At 65.9% G+C, this 20,776-nt stretch carries 20 protein-coding genes; 12 read left to right on the forward strand and 8 right to left on the reverse strand.

The genetic code is table 11. The features are described 5' to 3' along the window. The first annotated feature begins 4 nt into the window (after window positions 1–4). Genes ACFE6Z_RS11165 through ACFE6Z_RS11200 form a run of 8 tightly spaced genes read left to right on the forward strand, consistent with a single transcriptional unit; the run spans window position 5 to window position 6,156 of the window. A complete protein-coding gene (locus ACFE6Z_RS11165; RefSeq protein ID WP_375385764.1) occupies window positions 5–466 on the forward strand; it encodes a heme-binding protein in 462 nt (153 codons plus the stop codon). Beyond that, a complete protein-coding gene (locus ACFE6Z_RS11170) occupies window positions 463–1,209 on the forward strand; it encodes an SDR family NAD(P)-dependent oxidoreductase (protein WP_375385765.1) in 747 nt (248 codons plus the stop codon). Before ACFE6Z_RS11165 ends, ACFE6Z_RS11170 begins: the two co-directional genes overlap by 4 nt. 27 nt (window positions 1,210–1,236) lie before the next feature. Then, a complete protein-coding gene (locus tag ACFE6Z_RS11175) occupies window positions 1,237–2,379 on the forward strand; it encodes a diaminopropionate ammonia-lyase (RefSeq protein WP_375385766.1) in 1,143 nt (380 codons plus the stop codon). After that, a complete protein-coding gene (locus ACFE6Z_RS11180) occupies window positions 2,376–3,251 on the forward strand; it encodes an N-acyl homoserine lactonase family protein (RefSeq protein ID WP_375385767.1) in 876 nt (291 codons plus the stop codon). Before ACFE6Z_RS11175 ends, ACFE6Z_RS11180 begins: the two co-directional genes overlap by 4 nt. Beyond that, window positions 3,248–4,039: an SDR family NAD(P)-dependent oxidoreductase gene (locus ACFE6Z_RS11185; RefSeq protein ID WP_375385768.1), complete on the forward strand. Its 792-nt coding sequence runs from the start codon at window positions 3,248–3,250 to the stop codon at window positions 4,037–4,039. Before ACFE6Z_RS11180 ends, ACFE6Z_RS11185 begins: the two co-directional genes overlap by 4 nt. 56 nt (window positions 4,040–4,095) lie before the next feature. After that, the gene (locus tag ACFE6Z_RS11190; RefSeq protein ID WP_375385769.1) at window positions 4,096–4,917 is read left to right on the forward strand and encodes a creatininase family protein; all 822 of its coding nucleotides are present in this window, start codon (window positions 4,096–4,098) and stop codon (window positions 4,915–4,917) included. Beyond that, window positions 4,907–5,707 carry a cysteine hydrolase family protein gene (locus ACFE6Z_RS11195; protein WP_375385770.1) on the forward strand — a complete coding sequence of 267 codons (801 nt, stop codon included), beginning with the start codon at window positions 4,907–4,909 and terminating at the stop codon, window positions 5,705–5,707. The genes ACFE6Z_RS11190 and ACFE6Z_RS11195 overlap by 11 nt, the downstream gene beginning before the upstream one ends. Continuing rightward, the gene (locus ACFE6Z_RS11200; protein WP_375385771.1) at window positions 5,704–6,156 is read left to right on the forward strand and encodes a cupin domain-containing protein; all 453 of its coding nucleotides are present in this window, start codon (window positions 5,704–5,706) and stop codon (window positions 6,154–6,156) included. The genes ACFE6Z_RS11195 and ACFE6Z_RS11200 overlap by 4 nt, the downstream gene beginning before the upstream one ends. 15 nt (window positions 6,157–6,171) lie before the next feature. On the opposite strand, the gene ACFE6Z_RS11205 is transcribed toward ACFE6Z_RS11200, so the two are convergent. The 4 genes from ACFE6Z_RS11205 to ACFE6Z_RS11220 are packed head-to-tail and all read right to left on the reverse strand — an operon-like array spanning window position 6,172 to window position 10,740. Then, window positions 6,172–7,401 (reverse strand): amidohydrolase family protein, encoded by a 1,230-nt coding sequence (locus ACFE6Z_RS11205; RefSeq protein ID WP_375385772.1) that lies wholly within the window; start codon window positions 7,399–7,401, stop codon window positions 6,172–6,174. Further along, entirely contained in the window at window positions 7,398–8,597 is a 1,200-nt protein-coding gene (locus ACFE6Z_RS11210; RefSeq protein WP_375385773.1) for an alpha-hydroxy-acid oxidizing protein, read from the reverse strand. The genes ACFE6Z_RS11205 and ACFE6Z_RS11210 overlap by 4 nt, the downstream gene beginning before the upstream one ends. After that, entirely contained in the window at window positions 8,594–9,388 is a 795-nt protein-coding gene (locus tag ACFE6Z_RS11215) for a creatininase family protein (protein WP_375385774.1), read from the reverse strand. Before ACFE6Z_RS11215 ends, ACFE6Z_RS11210 begins: the two co-directional genes overlap by 4 nt. Then, window positions 9,388–10,740 carry an FAD-binding oxidoreductase gene (locus ACFE6Z_RS11220; protein ID WP_375385775.1) on the reverse strand — a complete coding sequence of 451 codons (1,353 nt, stop codon included), beginning with the start codon at window positions 10,738–10,740 and terminating at the stop codon, window positions 9,388–9,390. Before ACFE6Z_RS11220 ends, ACFE6Z_RS11215 begins: the two co-directional genes overlap by 1 nt. Window positions 10,741–10,816: 76 nt before the next feature. On the opposite strand from ACFE6Z_RS11220, the gene ACFE6Z_RS11225 reads away from it, so the two are divergent. Beyond that, complete coding sequence (locus ACFE6Z_RS11225; protein WP_375385791.1) at window positions 10,817–12,166, forward strand: amidohydrolase family protein; 1,350 nt, start codon at window positions 10,817–10,819, stop codon at window positions 12,164–12,166. After that, window positions 12,163–12,792, forward strand: coding sequence for a pyridoxamine 5'-phosphate oxidase family protein (locus ACFE6Z_RS11230; RefSeq protein ID WP_375385776.1), 630 nt, complete (start codon window positions 12,163–12,165; stop codon window positions 12,790–12,792). The genes ACFE6Z_RS11225 and ACFE6Z_RS11230 overlap by 4 nt, the downstream gene beginning before the upstream one ends. Before the next feature lie 13 nt (window positions 12,793–12,805). On the opposite strand, the gene ACFE6Z_RS11235 is transcribed toward ACFE6Z_RS11230, so the two are convergent. Then, window positions 12,806–13,756 (reverse strand): PDR/VanB family oxidoreductase, encoded by a 951-nt coding sequence (locus ACFE6Z_RS11235; protein ID WP_375385777.1) that lies wholly within the window; start codon window positions 13,754–13,756, stop codon window positions 12,806–12,808. Window positions 13,757–13,778: 22 nt separating this feature from the next. Further along, complete coding sequence (locus ACFE6Z_RS11240; RefSeq protein WP_375385778.1) at window positions 13,779–14,444, reverse strand: helix-turn-helix domain-containing protein; 666 nt, start codon at window positions 14,442–14,444, stop codon at window positions 13,779–13,781. A 247-nt stretch (window positions 14,445–14,691) separates the two neighbouring features. On the opposite strand from ACFE6Z_RS11240, the gene ACFE6Z_RS11245 reads away from it, so the two are divergent. Continuing rightward, window positions 14,692–14,967 (forward strand): helix-turn-helix domain-containing protein, encoded by a 276-nt coding sequence (locus tag ACFE6Z_RS11245; RefSeq protein ID WP_375385779.1) that lies wholly within the window; start codon window positions 14,692–14,694, stop codon window positions 14,965–14,967. 164 nt (window positions 14,968–15,131) lie between these two features. Here ACFE6Z_RS11245 and ACFE6Z_RS11250 read toward each other — a convergent pair whose 3' ends face one another. After that, window positions 15,132–17,132 (reverse strand): ATP-binding protein, encoded by a 2,001-nt coding sequence (locus tag ACFE6Z_RS11250; RefSeq protein WP_375385780.1) that lies wholly within the window; start codon window positions 17,130–17,132, stop codon window positions 15,132–15,134. On the opposite strand from ACFE6Z_RS11250, the gene ACFE6Z_RS11255 reads away from it, so the two are divergent. Next, window positions 17,122–17,430, forward strand: a complete 309-nt coding sequence (locus ACFE6Z_RS11255) for a hypothetical protein (protein ID WP_375385781.1) — start codon at window positions 17,122–17,124, stop codon at window positions 17,428–17,430. The genes ACFE6Z_RS11250 and ACFE6Z_RS11255 overlap by 11 nt on opposite strands. Before the next feature lie 261 nt (window positions 17,431–17,691). On the opposite strand, the gene ACFE6Z_RS11260 is transcribed toward ACFE6Z_RS11255, so the two are convergent. After that, on the reverse strand, window positions 17,692–20,205 hold the full coding sequence (locus ACFE6Z_RS11260; protein WP_375385782.1) for a hypothetical protein: 2,514 nt from the start codon (window positions 20,203–20,205) through the stop codon (window positions 17,692–17,694). Window positions 20,206–20,776 lie beyond the last annotated feature (571 nt).

Genomic DNA, 20,776 nt, shown 5'->3' on the forward strand with positions numbered 1-20,776 from the left:
GATCATGACTGAACACGCGAATGCGGTGCCGCCGGCGATCGGGACGGTACCCGACATTACCGAGCGTCTCGCGGTGGCGGTGCTCGAGAGCTTCCGCGCGCACTGTCAGGAGGCCGGACTCGCCCTCGCCGCGTGCGTCGTGGATCGTGGAGGCAACCCCGTCGCGAGCACGAGGAGAGATGGCGCTCAACTCGGCGCGATCTCGCTCGCGGCCGACAAGGCCTTCACCGCCGTCGCTTTCGGCGCACCGACGAGCCGATGGGCCTCCTCCAGCCGACCCGGGGAGGCGGATTGGGGCCTCGCAGGCTCCCTCGGGGGCCGCGCGGTGGTCTTCGCGGGCGGTGTTCCCCTGTACTGGGATGGTCACCTGATCGGCGGTCTCGGCGTGTCGGGCGCGGCGAGCGCATCGGATGAGGCGTGCGCCATCGCGGCTGCGCACGGCGCGGGCCTGCGCACGGAGCCATGAGCACGGCTCTCGTACTCGGCGGGTCGAGTGGTATCGGCGCAGCCGTCGTGCGCGCCCTGCGAGAGCGGGGCGACGACGTCGTGCTGGCGGACCAGAATCTCCGCGCAGCCACCGACCTCGTCTCCGAACCCGCCGTCGGTCGCGGTTTTGCGATTCAGGTCGACCTCGCCGATCCGGATGCCTGCCCCCGTGCCGTGGCCGCAGCATCCGATGTGGGCTCGGGAAGGATCGATCTCGTTTTCTACAACGCAGGGGTGCTGCACGCGGCACCCTTGTCCGAGTGGACGGTGAACGACTGGGACCGCTCCGTGGCCGTGAACCTGCGCGGGCCGTTCTTGGCAGCGGTCGCCGCCGACGGAGCCCTGCGCAGGTCAGCCGCGGGAAGATTCGTTGTGACCAGTTCCACCGGCGCACTACGCGGCCACGCCGGCATGCCCGCCTACCATGCGACAAAATCCGGGCTGCTGGGCCTGGTGCGCGCGCTGGCCGACGAGTGGGGACCGGCCGGTGTGACGGCGAACGCCGTCCTGCCCGGATGGATCACGACCGCGTTCAACGACACATTCTGGAATCACCAGACAAACGCGGATGCCGCAGAACGCCGGCTGACGTCGAGCATCCCGCTCCGCCGCCAGGGTTCTCCGGAAGACGTCGTGGGGACCGTCCTCTTTCTCGCCTCGTCCGCCTCCGCGTACGTGACCGGCCAATCGATCGTCGTCGACGGCGGATATACCGCCGTGTGAACGGCCCCATCCCGAGGAGCACCGCCCGTGAATCATCAACTCGTCATCCCCCGCGGTGGAAGGCCCGCCGCACGCCTGCCTGCAACCGAGCCTGGAGACCCGCGAGAATTCCACCGCACGCTGCCGGGGTACCGGACGACGCCGCTGCTGCGGCTCCCGTCGATCGCAGAGCGTCTGCGGGTCGCCGAGGTGATCATCAAGGACGAGTCAGAGCGCCTGGGGCTGCCGGCGTTCAAGATGCTCGGCGCATCGTGGGCGACGGCACGAGCAGTGCACCGTGAATGGATGGCCGACGACGTGCCGCTGCGCACTGAGGCGTTGCGGCTCGCACTCAGCAGCGGTCCGCGGCGCCGCCTCGTTGCGGCAACGGACGGGAATCACGGGCGCGGCGTCGCTCGGATGGCTGCTCTGCTCGGCCTCGCGTGCGACATCTTCATGCCGGAAGGAACCGCCGCATCGCGAATCGTCGACATCGAGGCGGAGGGCGCGACCGTGACCGTCGTCCCCGGCAGCTACGACGATGCCATCCGAGTATCCGCCGAGGAAGCGGACGACGACACGCTGATCGTGTCGGACACTTCCTGGCCCGGATACACCCGCACGCCCACCGACGTCATCCAGGGGTACTCCACGATGTTCCGTGAGATCGATGATGCGCTCGGCGCGCGCCCTACGCACCTCGCCCTCCAATCCGGGGTCGGATCCTTCGCCGCCGCGGGAATCGCGCACTACCGGGAGCAGAGTGCCCACCGCCCGTTCGTCGTCATCGTCGAGCCGACCGAGGCGAACTGCCTGATGCGCTCGGCCCAGGCGGGTTTCATCACCGAAGCACCTGGTCCGCATCGATCCACCATGGCGGGCCTGAACTGCGGGCTCCCCTCAGCCCTGGCGTGGCCGGTCGTCTACGGCGGCGCGGACGCCTACGTCAGCGTCGACGACGACTACGCACATCTCGCGATGCGCCTGCTCGCAGAGAACGGCGTCGTCTCGGGCGAGTCAGGAAGCGCGGGACTGGCCGGTTTCTTGGCCACCGCCGACACGGACGATCGCAGCGCTCTGAACCTGGATGCCGACTCCGTCGTCCTCCTCGTCAATACGGAGGGGGCTACAGATCCGGTCAATTACGAGCGGCAGGTCGGCCACCCGCCAACGAGCACGGTTCGATCATGACCGGACACGCTTCGATGCCGGTCGGGGTGGCTCGACGCCTTTTCGTTCTTCAACTGGGGGCGGAGCGGGTAGGCAAGACGCTCTCCGTCCCCGGGGCCGGGCCAGGCAACTACTGGGAGCCGTTGCTGGCCGTCGTCGTTGAGACCGACGTCGGCTGGGTCCTACTGGATACCGGGATGTCGCGCGCCGCGTTCGAGTCCGAACGGATCGCCTACACGTACGGTGCCGCGCCAGACGGCCGCGCCCTCGACACCACGCCATGGCATCTCGGTCCGACGCCACCCGCTTCACCTGGGTGGTCGTGGATTCTCGAGGGCGAGCCGTTGATCACCGGCCTCGCGAGCGTGGGATTGACCTGCTCGGATCTCGCACTGGCCGCGGTATCGCATCTGCACGTCGACCACTCCGGTGGCATCCCGACACTCACCTCGGCAGGCGTACCCGTCGTGATCGGCGCAGACGAACTGGCCTTCGCCCGCTCCGGCGCGGTCTCTGAGCCCGAGGGATTTCACCCGCCGGATTGGACCGACCCCGCCACCGACTGGAGACTCGTCGACGCCGACACCGAGATCGCTCCCGGCGTCGCTGTTCTCGCCACCCCGGGACACACTCCTGGCCACCTGTCGTTCGCGGTGCGGCTCGCCCACAGCGGCCTGTGGATCTTCTGCGCCGACGCAGCCGATCTCGGGCAGAACCTCCTCGACGCGGTGCCGTGCGGGTCGTCCACGCCCGACACCGCGGCCGCGCGGGATCAGTCGGTAGCGTCCGCTGCACGACTGCGTGAGTTCTCCCGTGCCGGCGCTCGCGTGGTACCGGGTCACGACCCGGTCATCGCGGCCATCATCCGGCATCCCGATGGAGGACACCGGTGAACGCCGGTGTGCTCACGGGACGCACTGCGCTCGTGACGGGCGCCGTGGGTGCCCTCGGCCGCGCCATCTCTCGTCGCTTCGCCGAAGAAGGAGCGCGCGTGGTGGTGGCCGACCTGAGCGAGGCGGCGACAACCGATTACGCAGGCGAGTTGGCTGAGGCTACCGGCGCGGACGTGTTCGCCGTGGCGATGGATGTCGCGGACGAGGCGGCGGTCGAGGATGCTGCGGACCGCGTCTCGGATGCGTTCGGACTCTGCGACGCGATCGTCGTGAACGCGGGCGTTCTCGCGCTTGGACCGTCGCTCGAGCTCACTCGCAGACAGTGGGACCTCGCATTGCGGGTCAACCTCACCGGTGCGTTCACGACGGCAAGCGTCTTCGGACGACGACTGGCCAGGCAAGGGCGATCGGGGACGATCACGTTCTCGTCTTCGCTCTTCGGCGTCCGCGGCGGGCGCGGCAATGCTGCGTACTCGGCATCAAAGTTCGGAGTCATCGGATTGGCGCAGAGTATGGCGGCCGATCTGGCGGGGCAGGGCATTCGAGTGAACTGCGTATGCCCGGGCCAGATCGACACCGCGATGCTCGATGACCTCTTCCAGGCCCGGTCGGTGGAAGCCGGGACGACCGCGGCCGAGGAGCGTCGCCTCTTCGAAGCTCGGATCCCCCTCGGCAGGCTCGGCACCGCGGACGAAGTAGCACGAGCCTTCGTGTATCTCTCGTCAGATGCCAGCGCGTATATGACGGGCCAGCATCTGATCATCGACGGAGGGTGGCAGGTCGGATGACCGTCGGGAGCGTCCGCGCGATCGATCCGTAGCATCCTATTGATAGTATTATATTCATGGATGACTCCAATCGGTTCCACCACGAGCGATACCTCGGTGCGCTTTCGACGACCGCGATCCAGCGCATCGACAAGCGCACGGCGGTGCTCGTTCAGCCCATCGGAGCGTTCGAGCAGCACGGTCCTCATCTTCCGGTCATCACCGACGCGCTGACCGCCGAGCGCATCACGGCGTTGGCGATGCGCAGACTCTCGATCACCGACAATGCCTGGCAGCTCCCGACGCTCGCATACGGGAAGTCGAACGAGCACTTGGGCCGCGCGGGCACGGTGAGCATGTCGGCGAGCACGCTCATCGCGGTGTGTATGGACCTGGGGCGTTCGCTCGCGGCCAGCGGTTTCACGAAGCTGCTGTTCGTGAACGGCCACGGCGGGCAACCAGGGCTGCTCGAACTCGTCGCCCGCGACATCCGAGTCGAGACGGGCATGCAGGTCTTCTGCGTCATGCCGTCGCAGTTTCCGCTGCCGGAGGGAATCTCGCAGGTGGACACGTCCTACGGCATCCATGGCGGTCAGATCGAGACGTCTGTCGTGTGGGCGCTGGCCCCGGAGATGGTCGACATGTCCGCAGCCGTGCGCGACGGCGACGTCGTGGAGCAGCTCTACGCCGACTCCGCCCATCTGTCGCTGGAAGGCGTCGCGCCGACGGCGTGGGTGACCGATGACCTCTCGCTGTCGGGCGTGTTCGGAGACCCGACCGCCGCGAACCTTCAGGACGGCCAGTCGATCGTCGAATCTCAGGCCGCGAACCTGGCGGAACTCATCGGCGAAGTGCAGCGGTTCGCATTCCCGACGCTGGGAGTCACCGGTGGCCGTTGATCCCACCTCGACCCAGCGCACGTGGCGACTGACCGACACGCACGTCGACCTCAGCGGGACGAAAACCAGCAACAAGGGCGCAGCGACGTTCGCGGCACGACCGCAATCACTGACGATAGATCTCACGACCACCGCGTTGATCATCGTCGACATGCAGAACGATTTCTGCACCGAAGGTGGGTGGCTGCACGCGCAGGGTGTCGACGTCACGCCGCTCGCCGCCGCGGTCCGCCCGATCGCGGATCTCGCCGATGCGCTCCGGTCGCGGGCGGTGCCGGTCATCTGGCTCAATTGGGGAAATCGTCCGGACCGACGAAACCTCCCGCCGGGCGTTTCGCATGTCTACGATCCTTTCGGGCGCGGGGGCGGAATCGGCGCGTCCGTGGCTCTCAGCGACGCGGTGCTCACCGAGGGAAGCTGGGGCGCTCAGATCGTCGACGAGCTGCACGTGGCGCCGGAAGACACCCACGTCGCCAAATATCGGATGAGCGGCTTCTTCGATACCGAGCTGGACAGCATTCTGCGTCAGGGGCGCATCGAGACGCTCCTGTTCGCCGGCGTCAACGCCGATCAGTGCGTGTACGCCACTCTCGCCGACGCCGCGTGCCTCGGCTACGACGTCGTGTTCGTCGAGGACGCCAGTGCCACCACGTCGCCGGGGTACTGCCTCGACGCGACGCTCTACAACGTCAGGCAGTGCTTCGGGTTCACCGCGACAGCCGGCGACATCACCACATCGATCACCCCACGCGCCACCATGCACGACCTCAACAATCAGGGAGACAAATGACCGCCGCTCCGATCGTCAAAAACATCAACGACCTCACGACCTACCGCATATCGGCAGAAGACACGGTGAAGCTGACCCACCTGACCGGGCCCTCGGACGGTTCGCCCACCAGCGTGTTCTTCGAGATCTGGGAGCCGCTGGGCCGCCAGCCCGACAACTCGCACCCCGATTCGGTGGAGATCTTCATCGTGCTCAACGGCACCGCCCGGGCAACAAGCGATGACCATACCGTCGATCTGCACGCGGGTGACGTGCTCGTCCTCCCCGAAGGGTCGGTCCACCACATCCAGAACGCCTCCGACGTCGACCGCCTCTACACGGTCACGATCATGGCCAACGACTCCGGCGCGATGGAGAAAGGCTTCGAAAGTCTGGTCATGAACGGAACCCCCGAGCCGCTCACCGACGCCGACAAGCTGGCGTTGCTGCCCGCGCTGACCTCGCGCTAGTCCGCCGAGCTGGTCTCAGGCTGAGGACGCGGCGATCGAGGAGGTGACCTCGGTCTTGGCGACGAGGCGCCCATCGTGGATCACGGCGCGGTGCTCCGACCCACGGGCAACCGCGTCGGCGAGTGAGTTTCCGCGAACGATGAGCAGCTCGGCGGGTGCCCCGACCTGGATGCCGTCGCTTGCAAGGCCCATGGTGCGCCGGGCCCCGGCCGAGACCGCGTGATAGGCCTCCTCCACCGACAGATGCGCAGCGCTGACCAGCAGTGATGCCGTCTCCAGCGCATCGCTTCGACCCATGGGATTGAACGGGTCCTGGACGTTATCGCCCCCGCCCGCCACGATCGCACCGGCCATCAGCAACGCGCGCACGGCGGTGATTCCCCGCGGGGTCGAGACCGGGGCATCCCAGCCCTGCAGAAAGAGATTGGTCTGCGGCAGAGCGATCACTGCGATCCCGGCTTCTGCCGCTGCCTCGATCACATGGTCGCGGTCGGTCGCGGGCAATGTGCCGAGCCGCACGCAATGACCTGCCGCGCGCAGGCGATCAGCCGGCCAGTCACGCACCCGGCGCGCGAAATGCAGCAGAGTCACCTCACCGTCAAGACCCTCGTCGGTGTGCAGGTCGACGCCGATGCCGCGCCGCTCTGCGAGGTCGATCAGACGATCCAGGTCCTCGGCCGGCTGCGGTGCACGATGGGGTGCACCGCCGACGAGATCCACCCCGAGGTCGAGCGCGCGCTCGATGTGCTCGAGCGCAATCGACTGTTCGGGCAGAGCCACGAGCTGCAGGTCGATGAGCCCGCGGAACTCTTCTCGTACGCGCACGAGCGCCTCGACGCCGCGGAGCGGTTCCGGCCCCGAGAGGATGTCGACGTGCGAGCGGACGGCCGTCGTGCCGGCCCGAAGGTACCGAGTGAGCTGGGCGCGGGCACGCTCGGCGAAGTCATCGACCGTCGAGGTTGCTGCGATTTCCAGCCAGGAACGCACCGCACCCTCCAGTCCGCGACCGGGGGCGGCAGCGAGCGCTGCCGATCCCGCCTTGTCGAGGTGCGCGTGCGGCTCGGCGGGAGCCTGGAGCACGACGCATCCGGGCATTTCGAGCTCAAGGGCGTCGACGGGTCGCCGACCCGACGCCGGCGCGATGGATGCGATTTCGCCGCCGGCCAGCTCGATGTCTACGACTGTGCCATCGGCAAGCCGGGCCCCGAGCACGGCCCGGATGGGAGCGGCGATCGTCGGGTTCACTCTCGCCGCTCCCTCCCCCCGTGGGGCCCAGGGTCCACGCGCGAGAGCAGTTCGGGGGTGATGTCGGCGACGGTATGCGCTCCGGCGAGCATCATCGTCAGTTCGAACTCCGACATGACAGAGCGGATGACGTGCTCCACGCCCTCCTCACCCCCCAAGGCCAGACCGTAGAGGAACGCACGGCCCAGCATCCCCGCATTCGCTCCCAGCGCGATCGCGGTGAAGAGGTCGACACCCGTGCGCAGTCCGCTGTCGAACAGGATGGGCACATCGGGGCCGACGGCGGTCCGGATCGCTGGAAGGGCGCGGAGTGAGCCGATCGCCGAGTCGATCTGTCGTCCGCCGTGGTTGGAGACGATGATGCCGTCGAAGCCCACGTCCAGCCCGCGCTGCGCATCGTCGGGATGCTGGATGCCCTTGATCAGCAGCGTGCCGTCCCACATCGAGCGCAGGGTCGCCGCTTCCGCCCAATCGAGGGAGGCGTGCGGGAAGACGCGTTCCCAGTACCGGGGGGCGATGTCGGCACCTTCGGTGGTGATCGTGGCACGCGCGCGCGACATGTAGCCGGCGTCGCTCGTGTAATTGGCGATGCCGATGCCCTCAGCGAAAGGCAGGAACGCGCGGTCGAGGTCGGTGGGCCGCCATCCGAGCACGGGCGTGTCGACCGTGAGGATGAGCGTGTCGAACCCTGCCGATGCGGCACGCGCCAAAAAGCTGGACACGGTCTCGGGATCGCGTATCCAGTACAACTGCGCCCACCGCGTGGACGCGGGAGCGGCTAGCGCAATCTCTTCGAACGAGACGGTCGCGGCAAGTGAGTGACTGTAGGGGATGCCGGTCGACTGCGCTGCCCGAGCGGTTGCCTGCTCCGCGTCCGGATGCGCGAGGCTCTGCACGCCCACCGGCGCCAGAGCGAGGGGCGCGGGCAGCGACCTCCCGTGGATGACCGTGGACGTGTCGGGAGCACTCACGCCACGCAGCATCCGCGGCGTGATCGCCCAGTCTTCGAACGCATCTCGATTCGCGCGTGCGGTACGCCCGTTGCCCGCGCTCGCGGCGATGTAGCCGCGTGCTGCGGAATCCAGTGTGTCGATGGCCCGCTGCTCCAGTTCGAGCATGTTGCAGGCCCACAGCGGGAGCGTGCCGTCTTCGCGCCCCCGGCGGTAGATCTCGCCCTGATAGTCGCTCCAGGTCATGCTGGCATCCTCGAGTCGGTGTCGGCGCGGTACGCGAACCGCGCGATCTCGGCGAGCGAGAGCGCACCGCCCTCGACGGCGCGCTCGAACAGCGCAGCGCCCCACTCGGCGTTCGCGCCGGTGGGGTCGCCGATGACGCCGGAATCGTCGAAGTCGTTGCTCACCCAGCCCAGGGTGACCGGCGTCCGCGCGAAGCCGATGCGTTCGAACGAGCGCAGCTGGTCGGGCACATGCCGTTGTGCGCGGGAAAGATCGACCAAGTCCGGACGCAGGTGCAGCATGAGCGAGGTCTCACTGTGCCCGCCGTGGATCGCCATGCCGCTCTCGTCCGGCCCTTCGATGCCGTCGCCGGGCGGCACGTCGAACGCGGTGAAGAAGGTCTGCAGGCCGAACCGGCGACGCAGATCGCGCAGAGCGATCTGCAATACCGCGACGTTGCCCCCGTGACCGTTCAGAAAGACGAGCTTTCTCGCTCGCGTGCGGGCGATCCCCTGGCCGAGATCGCCAAGAATGGCAAGGACCGTCGCATTCGACAGTGACAGTGTCCCCGGCGCCCACGTGTGCTCGACCGAACTGCCGTAGCGGAGCGCCGGCAGCAGCCACGCATCGACGCCTCGCTCCACCGCCCGCGAAACGGCCGCTTCTGCCACGGCCACAGCCATGATGGAGTCCGTCGCCAGGGGCAGGTGGGGTCCGTGGTGCTCGATCGCTCCGGTAGCCATCACCAGGACGGACTCGTCGGTGAGCACGTCCTCCAGTGCCGGACCGGGCACGTCCTCGAGCCGGCGCATCATGAGGCCTGTCCGGTGGACATCAGCGGATTGCTTTCTTTCGACGCATCCCGCTCAGGCGGGAGCTTTCCCGGGTTCAGCAGCGAGTGCGGGTCGGTGACGGCCTTGAGCGCCCGGGTGCGCTCGACCGCGACATCCACGGTCCATTGATGCGGGTTGTGCGTGCTGAGACCGAGCTCTTCCAGGGCGGTGAATCCTGCCAGCACAGTGCGTTCGTCTTCGTAGAGGCCCGCCAGCATCCCTACCGGGCGGCCGCGTTGCGCCTCGAGATGCAGGAGCGACCCGGGATAGACGGCCGTCACGTCCTCCAAGCGATCGATCAGTTCGTCGCCGCCGACCTCGACATGGAAATACGTCGAAGGGTGTGCGCGCTGGAGCCATTCGATCGGGTGGTTGTAAGAAATCATGCTCATCTTCATGATCGCCTGAGCGCCTTCACGGACGTCCTCGATCGTGCCGCCGCGCTGCGCCACGATCTGGGCCGCGCGATCGACCGCGGACTCGTCGAGGATCGCGCGCACGCTCGCCCGGCCCGCGGGCACAGCGGCATCCGCCGGCAGTGCTTCGGCCAGTTCGGCGGGGTCGGCCGAGACGAGTCGGGGCGTAGGGCTGAGGCTCCCCAGCTCGCGGACGACACCGGACGCAGCGGCGAAGGTGGGGAAACTCGCGTACACGGCTCGCCACGGCTGCAGCGGCTCGAGGGCCACGGTCACCCGGGCGATCACGCCCGCGGTGCCGAAGTTGTGCAGGTAGGACTGGGCGTCCGCGCCGGTGACGTGCACCAATTGCGGGTCGCCGGTGGCGTGCGCGACATCGAGCGACACCACGAACGGACCGCCGCTGATCGTGCCGTGTGAGATCGAGCCCGTGCCACCGGATCCCCCCGAGAGGAATCCGCCGATCGTGCTCTGCGCGGTGGAGGGATAGAGGAGCAGCTGCTGCCCCGCCGCCCAGGCCGCGTTCTCCAGCTGTGCGATCACCGCACCCGCATCCGCTGTGATGTAGCCCTCGCCGACCTCGACGATCGTGCGTGCGCGGCTGGTGTCCAGCACCAGTCCGTCGTGCAGCGGAATGCCCTGCCCGTAGTTGCCCGTGCCCTTACCGCGCGGGGTGACGGCAACCCCGTGTCGAGCGGCCGCGGCTACTACCGCACCGATCTGCTCGGCCGTAGACGGGTAGGCGACCAGATCCGCAAGGCCGAGCGGCAGCTTCGCAGCGAGGATCGGCGACATGCGGCATCCGTCTACAGATGCACGCTGGCGGGTCTCGAGGTCGATGCTCACACCTCGGTCGCCCAGGAGCCGGCCGAGCTCGGCGGCGAGGGGCGAGAAGTCTGCCGTTGGTCCAGTCATGCGTCGATTGTACTATTGACTCCATCAATATTGATAGGGTCGATGCACTGCGACGGAAGGGCCAGCTGTGGATGCGATGTTGCGGGTGTCGGGCGCCCGCTCGTCCTGGGACTATCGCGATCTTTCGAACGGCCCTGCCGAGATCCTCATCCGCGACGGGGTGCTGACCGACGGGTATCCCGTCGGCCCCTCGGACGCCGCCGCCGAGTGGACCAACCTCGACGCGAGCGGGTGCGTGATCACGCCCGGACTCGTGAACGCGCACCATCATATGTTCCAGACGGCGTTCCGCACGATTCCGGCCACGCGCGGGGTGCCGATGTCGCAGTGGCTTCCTGAAATGGGGAAGGCCTACGCCGAGGTGGGGATCACCGCGAGCGCGGTGCGGCTGGCGGCGCGCGCAGCCATCGCTGAATCTCTCCTGTCCGGGGTCACGACGGTCGCCGACCATCACCTCACCTGGCCTGCCGACACTGATGGCGTCGAGTTGGCGCGCGCCACCGAGAGCGCCGCGCGAGAGCTCGGCATCCGTCTCGTCTTCGTGCGCGGTTCCGCCGGTGATCCGGCCGAGGCCGTCGCCGACAGCGTCGACGCGATCGCCGATGCGCTGGCACCGGATTTCGGCGGCCTGAGCGGCGACGGCATGATCCAAGTCGCCGCAGGCCCGGCAGGCGTCCACAGTGATGGCGAAGAGACTTTCCGCCGCGTCGGTGAGGTCGCTGCACGCCGAGGGCTGCGACGCCGGACGCAGGCGAATGAGGTCATCGACGTCGAGCGGTCCGCGGCGCGCTACGGCGCCCGGCCCATCGAGTTGCTCGATCGCTGGGGGTGGCTCGCACCGGATGTCACTCTCGCGCACCTCTGCGACGTGACGGATGCTGAGATCGCCCTTCTCGCCGAGCGCCAGGTAGCCGCGACCCACGCGCCCGGCTGCGATGTCGCGATGGGATGGGGCATCGCTCCTATGAGACGGATGCTGGGCGCCGGCATCCGCGTAGGACTGGGCACCAGCGGAGGCGGCAGCAACGATGCCGGCCACCTGCTGGCCGACGCACGGCTTGCCATGCAGGTCTCCGCCCTCGTGGGTGAGCAGGTGCCTGCACGAGCCGCCCTGGACGCAGCCACCCGCGGGAGCGCACTCGGCCTCGGCCGGCCTGAGTTGGGCTCCCTAGCGCAGGGTTCGCGGGCGGATCTGGCCATCTGGGATGTGTCAGGCGTCGCCGATGCGGGAGTGGCCGATCCGATCGCGGGACTCCTGTGGGCAAACCCCGGCCGCCGACCCCGACACGTCATCGTCGACGGGCGAATCGTGGTGAAGGACTACCGCCTCGTGTCTGCCGACGAGCATGCGATCGCGGCTGACCTCTCGCGATTCCTGAAGTTGGACGGCGCAACGGGCCATCAGCCACGGAGGGAGAGCGCATGAGCGTTGCAGGCATCGGAACGAGCCCGGATGGCTCGGTGGAGCGCTCGATCCAAAGCGACCGGATCCCGCTCGATCCGATCGCCCTGTTGAGCTCATGGCTGCCGAGCGACGATGACCCGGCCCGGCCGGTGGCAACCCTCGCGACGGTGCACGCCGATGGTGGGCCGAACGCCCGGACGGTGCTGCTCTCGTCATTCACGGAGGGACGAGCGGCCTTTCACGTGGATTCCACCAGTACGAAAGCGCGGGAACTCGACGAACGCCCGCTCGCTGCCCTGGTGCTCTTCTGGCCAGAACTCGCGCGTCAAGTGGTGCTGCGGGGAGTGGTGCTGCGCGTCACCACCGAGGAAGATCGACTCGCCTACGCGCGGCGATCCCGCTATCTGCAGCTGCTCGCCTGGCTGAACACGCCGAGCTTCGCCGGCGCGTCTCGCAGTGAACGCGAGAGCTCGTGGTCGGCGTTCGACGCGCAGCATCCTCTCCTCTCACCGCCGCCGACGTGGGCCGGCTACGAGCTCGTGCCCAACTCGATCGTGTTCTGGGAGGGATCGGCCACCGCCGCCAGCCGCCGCGCCTACTACACCCGCGGCGCGAAGAGATGGACCGTAGAAGTCCTGCCGGGCTGAGGGTTCGGGCCGCCTAGAGCTCTAGGGCCAGATGCGACGAGGACGCTCGCGATACGCAGATCATCATGCGATCGTTCGCGCGTCGCTCGGCCTCGGTGAGGATCGAATCGCGGTGCTCGACCGTGCCGCCGACGACCACGGTCTCGCAGGTGCCGCACGTGCCTTCCCGGCAGGATGACAGGACGAAGATCCCCTCGCGCTCGACCGCATCGAGGATGCTCTCCTGTGCGCCGACATCGATCGTCTGCCCGGCCAGCACGAGGTCGACGGTGATCGGCTGATTCTGTACGGGCTCGGTAGAGCGAACGGCTTCGAAGCGCTCGATGCGCAGCGATCCGGGCTCCCAGTCGGCCGAGCGCTCGGTCAGGGCATCGAGCAGCCGAGCAGGACCGCAGGCGTAGACGAGTTCGCCAGGCTCGGGGCGAAGGGCGTCGAGGTCGAGCCGGGCGCCCTCTGCGGTGACGTGCATTCTGGCCCGCTCGCCACCGAGGGCCCGCACTTCGTCCCGAAACGCCATGCGGTGCGCCGAACGTGCCGCGTAGTCGAGTTCCCAGGCCGCACCCCGTGACTCGAGCGAACGGATCATCGGCAGAATCGCCGTGATGCCGATTCCTCCCGCGATGAGCCGATACCGAAGCGCCGAGTCCAGGGCGAAGTGGTTCGACGGCCCGCGAACGCGGAGCGCGGTGCCCAGCTCGACCTGCTCGTGCAACCACAACGACCCGCCGCGACCGGACGGCTCTCGCAGTACAACGATCGTCCACGTACGCTGCTGTTCCGGTGACCCGCACAGCGAGTACTGGCGCTCGATTCCCGACGGCAGAAGCACATCGATGTGCGCACCAGGATCCCACGTCGGGAATACTCCGCCGTCGGCACGGACGAGGTCGAGGCGCAATGCGTCTTCCGCCACGAGCGACCGAGACTCCACAACGGTGTCGATCTCGGCTGGCGCGATCTTCACGAGAGCACCCGGTGAGCGATCATCAGACCGAACCCTCGGTCGACCTCACCGTGCCGCCTTGCGCGCTGCGGGCGAACTTCTCTTTGATGACGAGCACGCGGTAGCCGGAGCCGTCGGCAGACCGCCAGCGATGCGGCACCCGTGCTGAACACAGGAACGACTCCCCTGTCTGGCGCCGATCGATTCTGCTGCCCAGATCGACGTCGACGAGTCCTGCGAGGACGTACACGAACTCTTCCTCGTCGTGAACGAAGTACTCCCCGAACCCGCGATTGTCGGCCGTGAATTCCACCGCGGTGAACGAGTTCGCCCGCGGCGCCAGAACGTTCACGCTGCCCTCTGCGAATGGCCCCGAGGGTCCGAGCGACTGCTGTTCCGACTGATCGCCGGAGGTTCGCGATGTCGCGGTACCGGCCAGCGCGGCGAACAGCTCGACTTGCGTCGTCCCGAGCGCGCGTGCGATGCGATCGACTGAGGCGAAGCTTGGCCGGGCGCGGCCCGTTTCGACCTGACTCAGAAAGGGTTGCGAGAGACCCGATTGCTCGGCGACCTGTACGAGAGTGAGGGACTGTGCGCGACGCAACGCCCGGATCCGCTTCCCGATCAGTGACGCCGAGGAGGGCTCGATCGGGGCTTCGAGAGTCAGTTGCGCAGCGGCCGTTTCAGATTCGCGCATGCTAGTGGTCACGCATTGATGCTATCAATAACAGCGGCGAGCCATCCCGGACCCCGCCGCGATCCCGGCCCTACGGGCTTCTTCTTTGGTAGGCACAGTACGCGGCCACTCGAATAAATCGGACCTCCTGCCACCACGGCTCGATGATCTCAAGAAAATGGCTGATCTAGCGATAAAATCAGGCTCGTCCGACGGAGCTTACACAGTGCCTTCACGTCGGCTCCGACGACGACTCGAGCCGGAGCTCATCCGCGAGATCGTGACGAAGTACGACTCTGGCTCGATGACACCAGCCCTCTGCGAGGAGTATGGCCTGTCGAAAACCGGGATCCTGGCGATGCTTCGAGAGGAAGGTGTCGCGCTCCGCCGCCGGACACTCACCGACGAGCAGGTCCAATTTGCTGTCGAGCGGTACGAAGCTGGTGACTCCATCGCCGCGATTGCCGCCGGTCTCAACACCAGTTATAACAACGTTCGCCAGCGGCTCCCTAAAAAAGAGGTCCGGCTGCGTCCCCGAGGAGGTACCTACTCCTAACCGGAAGCCGGTCGCTCAGCTGCTCGACTTAGTCTCTGCACCGCGCATCGGTTGCTGCGCGGAGCGCATGAACCTGCGACCCCGACCGAATCCGCCAACGGAGTTTCGCCGCGAGCGTTAGCGAAAGCACCTCGGCGACAGTGGTGAGATGGTGATCGCGCTCGTCACACAACTTCTTCATCGGTCGGGACCACATGCTCATCGCTCGCGCCGTCGACCTCCTCGAAGGTTGCCTTCGGAAGAAACTCTGCGTACCGATCTCGCATCGAAGCCAGGCCGGCGTCCCGATTGGACTCGTACTGAAGTGAGCGCTGGACAAACTTCAAACGGTGGTCTGCATCTCCAATCACCTCCGCCCAAGTGCGAACGATCAACTGGTACTTCTTACTGGTCTGCACCACTCCGTACGGGCGGCCTTCTTGATCTCGCGCCTCGTTCACAGTGTCCGTTGCCTCATTACCGATGAGCCAAAATTCCCATGACGTGTTGGGCTGGTCGAAGCGCTCATCGTTGGTGATTGCGCTGGCATAGCTACGCAACTGCGACACATCATCATCGTTGAGCTTGTGACTCGGGCGCTTAAGCTCAATGACCAGGTGAGAGAAATGGTTTTCGCGAGTTTCCAAGTGTCGCCCCAGAACAAGGTCTGGAATCGCGTCAGAACCATCTTCTCGGAGGACAGGCGTGTCACCCGCAAGCTCGACATCGAGCCCAAGCTTGTTCAGGTACTTTTTCAGCACCTGGGTCAGCCGTTCGTCGTCACCAGTCAGCGACCACTCTTCGCCGAACAACCACGTTTCGTGAGCCAGTATTCGGTGCAATTGCCGACGTTCAAGAAGCCGCTTCTTGGTCTGGCGGTCGAAGAGCAGCGCGTTGATACCGTTGATGAAGTCGATACGGTTGCCAACTTCCTTTCCCATCGCGATGAGCTGCGTCAAGGTCGTGCGTTCGAGGATTTCCTTCAGTTCATCTATCCGCGCCGCCGGTAGCTGCGAGAACTGCTTGAGGATCGGCAACAACGCCTCGGGATCGTTCTCAAACGTCTCCTTCAACAGGCCTAGCGCGAGCGCCTTTGAGGTTTGCGTCCTCGACTCGTCCACGGTGCGCGATGCTGCCATCGCAACGACGTTGAACGCGTCACGGGTCGCCCGCTCCACTTGCGACTTCGGCTCACCTCGATACGGGTACACGCCTTCAGCTTTCCAGCGGTTCACAGTAGCGGCCTCCCGCCGTCGGGAACTGTCGGTCAGTTGAGCGCGAAGCGCTACGCGGCCGGCGCTGACTACCTGGCCAGCCGGGGTCTGCGTCTCGCCTTCGAGGATCAGTTGCTGGTCATGCTGAAACCCGGGCCATTCGAGGTACGCCGTGAACTCTGCGCCGATCGCCTGGATTCCGGGCGGCATCTCCCCAACGATCGCCCCACCGGGCTTGCAGAGGTAGAGTCGCCGTTCGACGTTTGTCAGACTCCACTCGATCACCGTCAGCGTCGCTGGTCCGGCGACACCTTCCGGCAATTCCAGAGCTATCGTCTTTCGCGACGCAATCACGCTCGAAGGATCCACATCGGTACCGAGGAAATCGACACGGAAATCTGGGTGCCGGTCCAGATGGAGAGCGAATTCCATGAGGAGCCGCTGACGAAGTCCGCTCGGCTCGTCGAGGGCAGCGATGGCTTCAGATGTGACACTGAGAATCTCGACAGCTGTACCTGTCTCTGACTGCACCAAGTCGAGGTCATCAATGTCGAAACGATCCAGCTGTGAACGGGAGCCCTTGACTTCGATTGATGCGAGTTGTGCGCCAGCCGTAGCCTTACTCGTGGATACCCAACGGACCAGAGAACCGATCGAAAAGGCCGCATATCTTCCGCGCCCGTATTTGCCGTGAACCGGTCTTCCGTTCGCACTGGTCGTGCCCGGCGCAAGTTTCCAGCTGTCACCGACATGAGAGAACGCGGACTCTGCACGCTCACGATTCATACCTTTGCCGTCGTCGACAACCCGAACGCCTTCTATGCCGCCCAGTGGGCCACGTTCGACGCTAATCGTGACGAGCTTGGCGTCCTCGTCGAAGGCATTCCAGACCAGTTCGCAGAGGCCGACCGGCGGGGTCTTCATGTACCCCTCGAGGAGGCTCTTGCCCGCGGAGACTTGGATGCTGACCATGCCTCATCGTTGCATAGGCATCGGACGAACGCTCCTGAACCGCCCCGCCCTCCGTCATCAGGAGTTCGTGTCTATGCTCGCTCCGACTTCAGGGCTTGACCGCGACCGGAGCGACTGGAACTATCTGCGCGACGACGGCCTCGATCTTGTCGTGAAGCCCCGAACTCGCGAGCGCCTGCCGGACGTGCTTGCGAGCAGTCTTGAACGGGACGCCCGCAAGATTCATTGTGGCGACGGCTGCTTCGCCTTGCTCCCCATTGCCGCCGTCACTCTTGCATTTCTGCGATCGCAGCATTGACCTGACTTATGATCCACGAGACGCGGCTTCCTGGGTCAATCTCCGAGCCTTCCTCTTCGAAGCTCGCGCCCCTTCTTGACACATGGTCGAAATACTCAATGAGTATGTCAACTACTTCCGGATCGGTCCGATAGGGCTGAATAGTGACTGCCCATATCTCTCCTGGGGCGCTGATCCGCTTCGAAACGATTCGAGCTTCTGGGAACAAGTGGCGAAGTGACTGCACAACTTCTCTCGCGATCAGTTCCTCATCCGAACCGGTCAATTCAACCTCCGACCAATCATATAATCTACATGAGCCTTGTTGACCGAGTTATAGCTTCTGACGACAACCTGCGTGATTCCAGTCACTTTGTCGCTCTTCACGCCCCACCCAAAACGTGCCGTCAGCTGTTTGTTGTTCAATAGTCCCGGATTTGAGGCACCGAGACTATTATTTCCGAATAGCCGACTCCGCGCCCCGATAATGGGTGCGCGTTCTAGAACATTGACCGCAGCGACTGGCATTCGAGCCGCTACCATTCTCGTCAGCCCTCCGATCGCAAATCCGCCAAATGGAGCCAATGCACCGCTTACGAACCACTTTAGCGACTCTTGGCGTGCCCACTCTGGAAGCGGTGCGTGGGGCTGACAGTAGTTGTTCCAGCTTCCTCCGCTGCAACCATCCGGGGAGCAGGAGCCGTACGCACACGCAGCAAGCCCATTGAGATCAGCCCCTCCGACGGGGTCAGAGGGCCAGACGTAGTCATTGTCGACGCCTCCCTCGACAGGGTCGACCCGGAGGAACCTGCCGAGGGCAGGGACATACAAACGAGCGCCCATCTCGACGATGGCGGTCGAGCCGACCGTCTCACCGATCTTACGGGCGGTTTGGTGCCAGCCGACGTTTCCTTCGACGGTGCCGCCGTTGTCGGACGTAGACGTGCCGATCGCGAGTGTGGTGGGGTCGAGTGGTTGCCCGAATGGATCTGTGAGAAGGACACCCCCAGTGGATGTTCCCGCCCCCGTGGCTAGCGCGTGTCCTTGGAGGCTTGGGTATGACCAGGTGGATGTGGCTCCCTTGGTGGTGAGGGTGACACCACCCGGCAGCGCCGTGGTGCGGGCGAGGGTCGAGCCGATCTTCTGCGCCCAGGCGACGTCAGAAGATCCCGCGTAGAGATACGTGATAGTACTCGCGGCCGCAGGCCCAGCGGGATCGATCGTGCGCGACACCACGCGCCCAGCCGCATCACGGATCACGGCGACAGTCGAGCCGTCATCGTAAGTGGTTCCGATGTGCTGGCGGGACGCGTTGTAGGTGAACTGCATGTCTGCCAGGCGTGTCGTGTTTCCTGCAACGTCGTAGGTGATCTCTGCGGGTGCGAGTCCGTCTGCGACCGTGTTCAGGATCGGCCCTCCGACCCCTTGCGGGACAGCGGGTTTGATTTCGACGGCGACCATGTTCCACTGATCGTTGGTAGGTGCTGTCGTTCCCACTGTCGCCGTGGTTCCTGCGGTAGCTACCGGTGCGGTGAGCCGCTGGACCCAGAAATCGTCGCCGACCGATGGCCCGTACTCGTGCACGAGAGTCTGGCCAGAGGCGAGTGTCCGTGCCGTTGCGCTGTCCCAGTCGTTACCAACGCCGTAGACCAGTGAGGCTGCGGCGGTAGTCTGGAGTGAAGCGATCGCCGCGCCGTTAGCTGCGTTTGCTGTGGTCGATGCCCCCACCCCGGATGCGCCGCGGAACGCGACACCGGTGATCGACTGGTGGTAGCCACCCGACGTCAGCGTTGAGGTAACGCCGACATTCGAGAGCGCGGATGGGGCGGCAGCGGTCCACACTTCGCTGGTGCCGAACCGGGTGTTAGCCCGCTTCACGAGCGTCCAAGTGAGTCCTGCGCCGGATATCGTCGCGGTCTGTGAGGTGGCCGTGTTCGGACCGTCTGCTGAGACGAACGCGACGAGTGTGTCATCGGGTTGGGTCGTGGTGAGCCCGCTGGCGGTCAGCGTCGTGCCGACAACGCCGGTGTCGGCGAACGCTTGCCCGTCGACCGCCAAGGGGGTCGGTGTGGCCGGGGCCGACGTCGGCGGGTTCGTGACGGTGGATGAGAGGAGGCGGTCCGCCCAGTCGTAGCAATACTGAGTTGTTGTGGTGGTCGTGGTGCTCGACCCGGCGGGTGTGTAGGCGTCGATGAGGCCAGTGCGGTTTCCGGAGGCTCCAGCTGCGGTGTTTGGTCCGCACCCGCCCGATGCAGCGAACTGGTAGGTGAGTTGGTGCCCGGGAATGGCTGCAGAGCTGAGTCGGCCGGCGCTGTCGTATCCGTATGTCGCGGTGTAGCTGGTGGCGCCCCGGGCGAGGATCTCTTGCACGATCCGTCCGGATTGCGAGCGAGCGACGGTGTCGCTGATCGATGCCGATCCGGGGAAGCCCCATGTTTGCCCTGTGCTGCGGCCCGCGGCGTCTCGGGTGATGGATCCGAGCGTTGCTCCACCTTGGTAGGTCACTCCGGATATTTGTTGTTGCGCGTCGTAGCTGACGGTCGCAACGGTTTGGCCCGCGATGCTGACGGTCGCGAGTTTGCCGTCGAGATCGTAGGTGTACGCCATGGCTTGCGTCGTGCCCCCGGCCGTCGCTGTTGTGCTCCCGGTTACGCGTCCGGTGAGGTTTGCGTAGCTGGTTGTGGTGCGCGTGTTCCATGCGTCGGTGTAGACCGTGACCCGTCCGAGGAGGTCGGTTTCCGTGGTGATCGTGGACCCGTTGGGAGACCCCGGCACCGCGCCGTTCGCGGAGGTCACCTTGAGCCCCGTCGCTGTCGCCGTGTAGGTAGTGGTAGTGGTCGTCGTGGCAGTCCCTGCACCGCCGACTGATGTTTGGGTAACGATACGTCCGCGGGCATCATATGTGGAGCACGACCATCCGGTGTCGCCGGTAGTTCTGGTGCCCACCGTGCGACCCCACACGTCGTAGACATACTCAGTGACAACTGGCGTGCCCGAGGCGGGTGTGGCCCCGGTCGCTGATTTGATGAACCCGAACTGTCTTGTGCCCGTAGGAATGCCACACACGGCGGGCGCGGTCTCGAGATCTCCGTAGTAGGCCGTCGTCGTCTGTGCCGTCGCGGGCGCGCCCGAGGTCGTCCCGGCGGGGAGGGTTCGAGACGTACGCCGCAGCCACCCTGTCGTGCCGGGCTGTTCGTACGCAACGGTGGTCTTCAATGCCAGGTTGGCGGGATCCACGGTCGACTCGGTCGCCTGTCCGAGCCAAGGGTGCTGGTAGGTGAACGATGCGGTAACCGACGGTGCGGTCGCACCCGCGACATTGGTCGTGTCGTCAACAGCGGTCTGGGTAATCAGACCGTAGTCAGGG

The sequence above is a fragment of the uncultured Microbacterium sp. genome (assembly GCF_964244775.1).
In the GTDB taxonomy this organism is placed as follows: domain Bacteria; phylum Actinomycetota; class Actinomycetes; order Actinomycetales; family Microbacteriaceae; genus Microbacterium.

What these genes read in the sequence shown, in the direction of transcription:
- ACFE6Z_RS11165 (WP_375385764.1), top strand. Translation starts at nt 5, where the DNA reads ATGACTGAACACGCGAATGCGGTGCCGCCGGCGATCGGGACGGTACCC.
- ACFE6Z_RS11170 (WP_375385765.1), top strand. Translation starts at nt 463, where the DNA reads ATGAGCACGGCTCTCGTACTCGGCGGGTCGAGTGGTATCGGCGCAGCC.
- ACFE6Z_RS11180 (WP_375385767.1), top strand. Translation starts at nt 2,376, where the DNA reads ATGACCGGACACGCTTCGATGCCGGTCGGGGTGGCTCGACGCCTTTTC.
- ACFE6Z_RS11190 (WP_375385769.1), top strand. Translation starts at nt 4,096, where the DNA reads ATGGATGACTCCAATCGGTTCCACCACGAGCGATACCTCGGTGCGCTT.
- ACFE6Z_RS11200 (WP_375385771.1), top strand. Translation starts at nt 5,704, where the DNA reads ATGACCGCCGCTCCGATCGTCAAAAACATCAACGACCTCACGACCTAC.
- ACFE6Z_RS11210 (WP_375385773.1), bottom strand. Translation starts at nt 8,597, where the DNA reads ATGACCTGGAGCGACTATCAGGGCGAGATCTACCGCCGGGGGCGCGAA.
- ACFE6Z_RS11215 (WP_375385774.1), bottom strand. Translation starts at nt 9,388, where the DNA reads ATGCGCCGGCTCGAGGACGTGCCCGGTCCGGCACTGGAGGACGTGCTC.
- ACFE6Z_RS11220 (WP_375385775.1), bottom strand. Translation starts at nt 10,740, where the DNA reads ATGACTGGACCAACGGCAGACTTCTCGCCCCTCGCCGCCGAGCTCGGC.
- ACFE6Z_RS11225 (WP_375385791.1), top strand. Translation starts at nt 10,817, where the DNA reads ATGTTGCGGGTGTCGGGCGCCCGCTCGTCCTGGGACTATCGCGATCTT.
- ACFE6Z_RS11230 (WP_375385776.1), top strand. Translation starts at nt 12,163, where the DNA reads ATGAGCGTTGCAGGCATCGGAACGAGCCCGGATGGCTCGGTGGAGCGC.
- ACFE6Z_RS11255 (WP_375385781.1), top strand. Translation starts at nt 17,122, where the DNA reads ATGCTGACCATGCCTCATCGTTGCATAGGCATCGGACGAACGCTCCTG.
- ACFE6Z_RS11250 (WP_375385780.1), bottom strand. Translation starts at nt 17,132, where the DNA reads ATGGTCAGCATCCAAGTCTCCGCGGGCAAGAGCCTCCTCGAGGGGTAC.